This window comes from Pigmentiphaga sp. (assembly GCF_033795525.1).
In the GTDB taxonomy this organism is placed as follows: Bacteria; Pseudomonadota; Gammaproteobacteria; order Burkholderiales; family Burkholderiaceae_B; genus Pigmentiphaga.
Genome location: NZ_JARYGM010000003.1, coordinates 790,611 through 797,885, shown reverse-complemented (window position 1 = coordinate 797,885; position 7,275 = coordinate 790,611). Strand labels below are relative to the sequence as shown.

Here is a 7,275-nt window from a genome sequence, read left to right as displayed (position 1 = left end):
TTGGTCGTCGTCCCGGCGCTTGAAACTTTTGTGCGAGGCCCAGGCCTCGATCAGCGTGCCGTCCACACTGAAGTGTTCGTCGCTGCTCAAGCTTGCCCAATCGGCGGTGTGCTTGACCCGCTCGAAAAAGGCGCGGGCCAGGTCTTCATTGAAGAGCCGCTCGCGGTTGGCGCTGAAGGTAGAGTGGTCCCAGACCTTGTCCTCGATGTTCAATCCCACGAACCAGCGGTACAGCAGGTTGTACTCGATGGCCTCGACCAACTGGCGCTCGCTGCGGATGGAAAACAGGATCTGCAGCAGCAGGGCCTTGAGCAGCATCTCCGGCGGCACCGAGGGGCGGCCCCGGCGGGCGTACACCGCGTCGAACTCGCGGTTCATCGCCGCCAGCAGCGCATCGACCACGGCGCGCAGCTTGCGCAGCGGGTGTGTCGCCGGTACCCGCTCTTCAAGGCTGATGTAGCTGAACATCGCCCCCTGGAAGTCTTGGTTGCCTCTCATCGTCCTCGTCCGCGTCGTTCGCCGATCGTTTCAGATCATACTGGCCGAGGCCAGCGTCGGCGGGGGATTTTTTCAACGGCCTGCTAAAGGCGACCTGCGCGTGACCGCGCCGGCAGGCTTCGGCCGCCGCCATATCGCCCCGCTCATTCCCGGTCTGCTCGCGCGCCACCCCGGGCTGGAAGTCACCCTCGATTTGCACGACCATTTCGCCAGCCTCGCCGACGACAACTTCGACTGCGCCATATTCATCGGCGAGCCGCCGGACAGCCAGCTCGTGGCCGTGCGGCTGGGCAGCACCCGCCGGGCCGTGGTGGGCAGCGCCGACTATTTCGCGCGCCATGGGGTTCCACGCCAGCCGGCCGACCTCGAACACCACAACTGCCTTTGCTTCCAGGGCGAAAGCCCGATGCAGGCGCGTCACTGGCTGTTTCAAGTAGACGGGAGGACGGTGACCCAGCCAGTATCCGGCAATCTGCGCTGCTCGGACGGAACCACCCTGTACAAATGGGCGCTCGCCGGCCTGGGGCTGGCCTGGCGCGCCCTCTGGGAGGTCGAGGCGGACCTGGCCAGCGGCCGGCTCAGTTCCGTGCTGGACGCCTACGCTGTGCCGACAGTCGGCATCTACGCCGTGATGCCGCACCGCAAGCACATGCCGCTGCGCGTGCGTGTGTTTCTCGAGTTTCTGCAGTCCGCGTACAACGATCCGCAGTACCGCCAGACCGCCCGCCCCTGAACCCCTGCCGGATTTGCGCGACAATTGCGGGATTGCCTTAGCCGGCACCAGCCGGCCCCATCCTTCCCGCAACCGATGACACCCCCGAGCACCGATACCCCCTTCAGCCTCAAGAAAATCGCCATTCCGGCATTCGGTCCATCGGTACTCTACGGAGTCGGCAACGGCGCCATCCTTCCTGTCATCGCCCTGAGTGCACGGGAATTGAATGCCTCGGTGGCCGTGGCCGGGCTGATCGTGTCGCTGATCGGCATCGGTTCGCTGGTCAGCAACATTCCCGCTGCGCTGATCACGTCCCGCTATGGCGAACGGCGGTCCATGGTGGGGGCCGCCATACTGAGCGTGCTGTCGCTGCTGCTGTGCATTTTCGCCACCCATACCTGGATGCTGGCACTGGGCGTATTCCTGGTGGGCGTGGCGGCTTCGGTTTTCCTGCTGGCACGCCAGACCTATCTGATCGATGCGGTACCGTCCCACATGCGGGCGCGCGCGCTGTCGACGCTGGGCGGCACCAACCGCATAGGCGTGTTCGTCGGGCCATTCGCCGGCGCAGCCTTGATTCATTTCGTGGGCCTGCAGGGTGGCTACTGGGTTGCCGTGGCGGCCATGGTGGGCGCGGGGCTGATCGCCCACCTGGCGCCCGACATGGCATCCGGGGCCCGCAGCGCCACGCCGCAGGCCAAGCCGCGCGTGCAGGACATCGTGCGCACCCACGCCAAGGTCTTTCTCACGCTTGGGCTGGGCATCCTGCTGGTGAGCGCGCTGCGCGCCTCGCGCCAGGTGGTGATCCCTCTGTGGGCGGACCACCTCGGACTGGCCGCGACCGCAACCTCCATCATCTACGGGCTGGTGGCCGCCATCGACATGTCGGTGTTCTATCCCGCCGGCACGGTCATGGACCGCTACGGCCGGCTATGGGTGGCGCTGCCCTCGGCACTGCTGATGGGCCTCGCGTTGATGGCGACCTCCGTGACCTCGGGCGTCATACCTTTCCTCATCGTCTCGCTCGTGCTGGGATTCGGCAACGGCATCAGCTCGGGCATCGTCATGACGCTGGGGGCCGATGCCTCGCCTGCCCAGGGCCGCACCGAGTTCCTCGGCATCTGGCGGGTGATCGCCGATCTCGGCAACAGCCTGGGACCCGTGCTGCTGTCGGCCATTACGGCCGTGGCCTCGCTGGCGGTGGGCGTGGCGTCGATCGGTACCCTGGGCTTCGCTGCCGCGGCAGTATTCTGGCGCTGGCTGCCAAGACGGCCGCCCAGGCACCGGGCGGACTGAACGCCGCAAAGGCGATTCACCTTGTTACAGGCGCCCCTTAATGGGGTGTTTAGACTCGAAATTTCCGCATGACCGAGGTGCAGCCCGTGAATCGCTCCGCCATGGACACGAATGGGCTCCTGGCCGGGACGACGCTGGGAGGAGCCTCCCCCGGCGGGCTTGCCCAGGACGCCGACATCAGTTTCCGGATGCTGGTCGACGGCATCAAGGACTACGCCATCTTCATGCTGGACCCGGAAGGGCGCATAGCGACCTGGAATGCCGGGGCGGCCAAGATCAAGGGTTATACCGCGCCCGAGATCGTCGGCCGGCACTTTTCGGTGTTCTACACACCCGATGCCGTTGCCCGCAAGTGGCCCCAGTACGAATTGGAAGAAGCCGCCCTCCACGGCCGCTTCGAAGACGAAGGCTGGCGCGTACGCAAGGACGGCAGCACGTTCTGGGCCAACGTCGTCATTACCGCGCTGCGCGATCAGGGCGGCGTGCTCAAGGGCTACGCCAAGGTCACGCGGGACTTGACCGAGCGGCGGCGGCACACCGAGGCCCTGCGGCAAAGCGAAGAGCGTTTCCGGCTGCTGCTCGAAGGCGTCGAAGGCTACGCGATCTATCTGCTGGACAGCAACGGCATGATCACCAGCTGGAATGCCGGCGTGTCCCAGATTACCGGGTATCGCCGGGACGAAATCATCGGCCGGCATTTTTCCCTGTTCTATCCCAGCGACGAGACCTTCGAAGGCGGGCCGGAGCGCGTGCTGCGCACCGCACAGGCCGACGGACGCTTCGAGGAAGAAGGCTGGCGCCAGCGCAAGGACGGGACACTGTTCTGGGCCACGGTAACCACCACCGCGGTCTACGGCGACGACAGGCAACTGCGCGGCTACGCGACCATCATGCGCGACATGAGCGAGCGCAAACGGCTGGAAGAACTGGAGCTGGCCAACCGCCGCATGAGCGAATTCCTCGCCACGCTGGGGCATGAGCTTCGCAATCCGCTGGCCCCCGTGCGCAACGCCATCGAGATCCTGCAGCTGGAACCGGCCATCAACGCCACGGTCGCGCGCTGCCGCGACATGATCGACCGCCAGATAGGACACCTCTCGCGGCTGGTGGACGACCTGCTCGATATCGGCCGCATCACCTCCGGCAAGATCGAACTGCGCATGTCGATGGTCGACATCCGTACTGTGATCGAGCGCAGCGTCGAAGCATCGCGCTTTTATACGGACGCCCGGCGCCAGCGCATCGAGACCGACCTGCCCGCCGAACCGCTCAACGTCAAGGGCGACATGACGCGGCTCGTGCAGGTCGTCCACAATCTGCTGCACAACGCAGCCAAGTTTTCTTTGCCCGATACCCGGATACGCGTGACGGCCACCAAGCGGAGTCGGTCGGTGTTGATCGAAGTGCACGATCAGGGTCAAGGCATACCGGAGCATGCGCTCGAATCCATCTTCCAGCTGTTCGTCCAGGAGGACAAGGAAGCGAATCGCAACGAGAGCGGGCTGGGCATAGGGTTGACGCTGTGCCGCTCGCTGGTGCGCATGCACGGCGGCGCCATATCGGCGTCCAGCGCCGGCCGCGGGCGGGGCAGCACGTTCACCGTGCGCCTGCCGCTCGCCGAGCCCATGCCCTCGTCGGATTCCACGGCGGTGCTTACCCGCCATGCCGCGTCCAGCAAGCGCATCCTCGTGCTCGACGACAACCGCGACTCGGCGGACAGCCTCGCGATGCTGCTGGAGCTCAAGGGCCATCAGGCGCGTCCGCTGTACGACGGGGAAGCGGCCCTGCGCATGGCGCCAAGCTTCCAGCCCCACCTCGTGTTCATCGATCTCGCCATGCCGACCATGGACGGCTTTACCGCCCTGCGTGAGCTGAAGGCGCTGCCGCAGCTGGCGGATACGGTGTTCATCGCCATGACCGGCTATGGCCAGGAGCATGATCGGCAACTGACTGCGCAGGCCGGCTTCGACCTGCACCTGGTCAAGCCGCTGGACATCTCCCAGCTCGGCCAGATCGTCGATGCCGCGGCGTCTTCCCAGCCCTCCTCCGGCACGCCCGGGCACAACCTGGAATCCAGCCATGAATGACGAACTTGTTTTCTATACGCATCCCATGTCCCGCGGACGCATCGTGCGATGGATGCTGGAGGAAGTCGGACAGCCCTACCGGACCGAGGTGCTCGAGTTCGGGACTTCCATGAAAAGCCCGGATTACCTTGCGGTGAACCCCATGGGCAAGGTCCCGGCCGTCCGCCATGGGGACACTGTGGTGACGGAAGCCGCGGCCATTTGTCTCTACCTGGCCGACGCCTTCCCCGATGCGGGCCTCGCGCCGCCCCCGCAAAGCAAACTGCGGGGGCCCTACTACCGCTGGATCTTCTTCTGCGCGGGCCCGCTGGAGGCCGCGGTCACCAACCAGGCGCTGGGGGTCGACATTCCGGCGGAGCGCCAAGGCATGGTGGGCTACGGCACGCTGGCGGCCACGCTCGATACCCTCGAACTGGCGGTGGCTGGCAGCGAGTACGTGGCGGGCGACCGCTTCACGGCCGCCGACGTCTACGTCGGATCGCAGCTGGCCTGGGGCATGATGTTCGGCACCATCGAGAAACGCCCGGCCTACGAACGCTACGTAGCACGGCTCGCCGGCCGCCCAGCCGCTGTGCGCGCCGGGCAGATCGACGACCAGCTCGCGGCCAGCGCCAAGGCGGACGAGGACGACTGAAGACTGATGCTATGCCGTCACGTGCAGGAAGTGACGGTGCCGTTCGTACTGGTCGAGAATGTCCCCGATGACCGCGTCCCGGCTCCATCCCATGATGTCGTAGTCCTGCCCGCCTTCGCGCAGGTGCACCTCGGCACGGAAGTACTTGCGTCCTTCCTCGTTCTTGGCTTCGCCGGCGGTCAGGCTGGGCCGCACGAAGCCATGCGGCCGGACGGCATAGGAAAAGTCCAGGGCGCCCTGGTGCACCACCTCCAGGACGACTTCCCCTTCTTCGCCGTCGCGCACATGGGCTTCGTAGCCAAGCTTGTGCAGTTCTTCCACGACGGCCTCCATCGCCGGCCGCACGACGTCGACAATGAACCGCAATACGTGCGAGCGGCGCGGCATCATCACCATGTTGCGCAGCCGGGCCTCCCATGATTCGCTCTCGCCCGCGGCCCGGGACAAGGCCAGCGACTGGAAGTGGATGCGGCGCTTGGTGGCGTCGCGTTTCAATGCCTTGAACAGTCCCCAGATGGCGACCAGCAATATCACCGAGAACGGCAGCGCGCTGGCGATGGTCGCGGTTTGCAGCGCCTGCAGGCCATCGGCCAGCAGCAGCGCTATCGCCACCACACCCATCAACACCGACCAGAAGATGCGCTGCCATACCGGAGAATCCTCGGCGCCGCCGGAGGCCAGCAGGTCGACCACCAGCGCACCCGAATCGGCCGAGGTCACGAAGAACACCACCACCATGGCGATGGCCACCAGCGAAAGCGCGTAGCCCCAGGGGTAATGCTCGAGGAAGGCGAACAGGGCCAGCGTGCTGTCGGCCTTGACCGTGTCGGCCAAGGCACCGAACTTCTCGAACAGGACCAAATGGATGGCCGAACCGCCGAACACGGTCATCCACATGAAAGTGAAGCCGGTCGGCACCAGCAGCACGCCCGCCACGAACTCCCGTATGGTGCGCCCGCGCGAAATGCGCGCGATGAACAGGCCCACGAAAGGCGACCAGGCGATCCACCATCCCCAGTAGAACAGCGTCCACCCGCCTATCCAGTCGGTCGGGTTGTAGGCGTAGAGATTGAAGGTCTTGGCCACGATGTCCGACAAGTAGGCGCCGGTGTTCTGCAGGAAGCTCTGGAACAGGAAGATGGTCGGCCCGACGATGAGCACGAAAATCATCAGAACCAGGGCCAGGAACAGGTTGGTCTCGGACAGGATACGTATGCCGCGGTCCAGCCCGCTGGCCACCGACAAGGTCGCCAACCCGCATGCGATGACTATGAGCGCGATCTGGTTGAACGTACTCACCTCCAGCCCGAACAGGTGATTCAGGCCGCTGTTGATCTGCGCCACGCCCACGCCCAGCGAGGTCGCCACGCCGAACACGGTGCTGATGATGGCGAAGATGTCCACGGCATTGCCGACCGGGCCATGGATGCGCTCGCCTATGAACGGATACAGCGCCGACCTCAGGGTCAGCGGCAAATTGTGCCGGTAGCTGAAATAGGCCAGGATCAGCGCCACCACGGCGTAGATGGCCCACGCGTGCAGGCCCCAATGGAAGAAGGTGATCTTCATCGCCTCGCGCGCCGCCGCCACCGTACCGGGCTCGCCCACCGGCGGCGCGATCATGTGCATGACCGGCTCGGCCACGCCGAAGAACATCAGCCCTATGCCCATGCCAGCCGAGAACAGCATCGCGAACCAGGCGAAGTTGCGGTAGTCCGGCTCGCTATGGTCCGGGCCGAGCTTGATATTGCCGTAGCGGCTGAGCGCAGCGACGACGACCGAGATCAGGATGATGGCGACCGTCAGTATGTAGAACCAGCTGACGTTGGCGATGATCCATTGCTGGACCGCATCGAATACGCCCTGCACGACGCGCGGCACCGCGATGGCGCAGGCGACGATCGCCAGGATGAATGCAGCCGCCGTGAAGAACACCGGCCGGTGGATGGTTGTTTTCATCGGTACTCCACTGTAGATGGGCGGGGGTGGGCGTCCCGCGAATGGACAGCATCCGAAGTGTAGCGGCCCGGCACCATCAATTAGAA

Annotated in this window: 6 protein-coding genes; 4 read left to right on the top strand and 2 right to left on the bottom strand. The window is 65.3% G+C overall.

Annotated features, from left to right (window positions below; all coding sequences use genetic code 11):
- The coding region (locus QHC78_RS12345) for an IS5 family transposase (protein ID WP_319744860.1) at positions 1-498 on the bottom strand (498 nt) is incomplete at its 3' end.
- Here QHC78_RS12345 and QHC78_RS12340 point away from each other — a divergent pair.
- The 4 genes from QHC78_RS12340 to QHC78_RS12325 all read left to right on the top strand — a co-directional run bounded on the left by QHC78_RS12340 (position 488) and on the right by QHC78_RS12325 (position 5,230).
- Positions 488-1,231 (top strand): substrate binding domain-containing protein, encoded by a 744-nt coding sequence (locus QHC78_RS12340; RefSeq protein ID WP_319744858.1) that lies wholly within the window; start codon positions 488-490, stop codon positions 1,229-1,231. The genes QHC78_RS12345 and QHC78_RS12340 overlap by 11 nt on opposite strands.
- A 75-nt stretch (positions 1,232-1,306) precedes the next feature.
- The gene (locus QHC78_RS12335) at positions 1,307-2,509 is read left to right on the top strand and encodes an MFS transporter (protein WP_319744856.1); all 1,203 of its coding nucleotides are present in this window, start codon (positions 1,307-1,309) and stop codon (positions 2,507-2,509) included.
- Between the two features lie 188 nt (positions 2,510-2,697).
- Positions 2,698-4,596 carry a hybrid sensor histidine kinase/response regulator gene (locus QHC78_RS12330; protein ID WP_495886036.1) on the top strand — a complete coding sequence of 633 codons (1,899 nt, stop codon included), beginning with the start codon at positions 2,698-2,700 and terminating at the stop codon, positions 4,594-4,596.
- The gene (locus QHC78_RS12325) at positions 4,589-5,230 is read left to right on the top strand and encodes a glutathione S-transferase family protein (protein ID WP_319744852.1); all 642 of its coding nucleotides are present in this window, start codon (positions 4,589-4,591) and stop codon (positions 5,228-5,230) included. The genes QHC78_RS12330 and QHC78_RS12325 overlap by 8 nt, the downstream gene beginning before the upstream one ends.
- A gap of 9 nt (positions 5,231-5,239) precedes the next feature.
- On the opposite strand, the gene QHC78_RS12320 is transcribed toward QHC78_RS12325, so the two are convergent.
- A complete protein-coding gene (locus tag QHC78_RS12320; protein ID WP_319744850.1) occupies positions 5,240-7,189 on the bottom strand; it encodes a BCCT family transporter in 1,950 nt (649 codons plus the stop codon).
- Positions 7,190-7,275 lie beyond the last annotated feature (86 nt).

Coding starts and splice junctions, on each gene's coding strand:
- QHC78_RS12335 (WP_319744856.1), top strand. CDS start 1,307: ATGACACCCCCGAGCACCGATACCCCCTTCAGCCTCAAGAAAATCGCC.
- QHC78_RS12330 (WP_495886036.1), top strand. CDS start 2,698: ATGCTGGTCGACGGCATCAAGGACTACGCCATCTTCATGCTGGACCCG.
- QHC78_RS12325 (WP_319744852.1), top strand. CDS start 4,589: ATGAATGACGAACTTGTTTTCTATACGCATCCCATGTCCCGCGGACGC.
- QHC78_RS12320 (WP_319744850.1), bottom strand. CDS start 7,189: ATGAAAACAACCATCCACCGGCCGGTGTTCTTCACGGCGGCTGCATTC.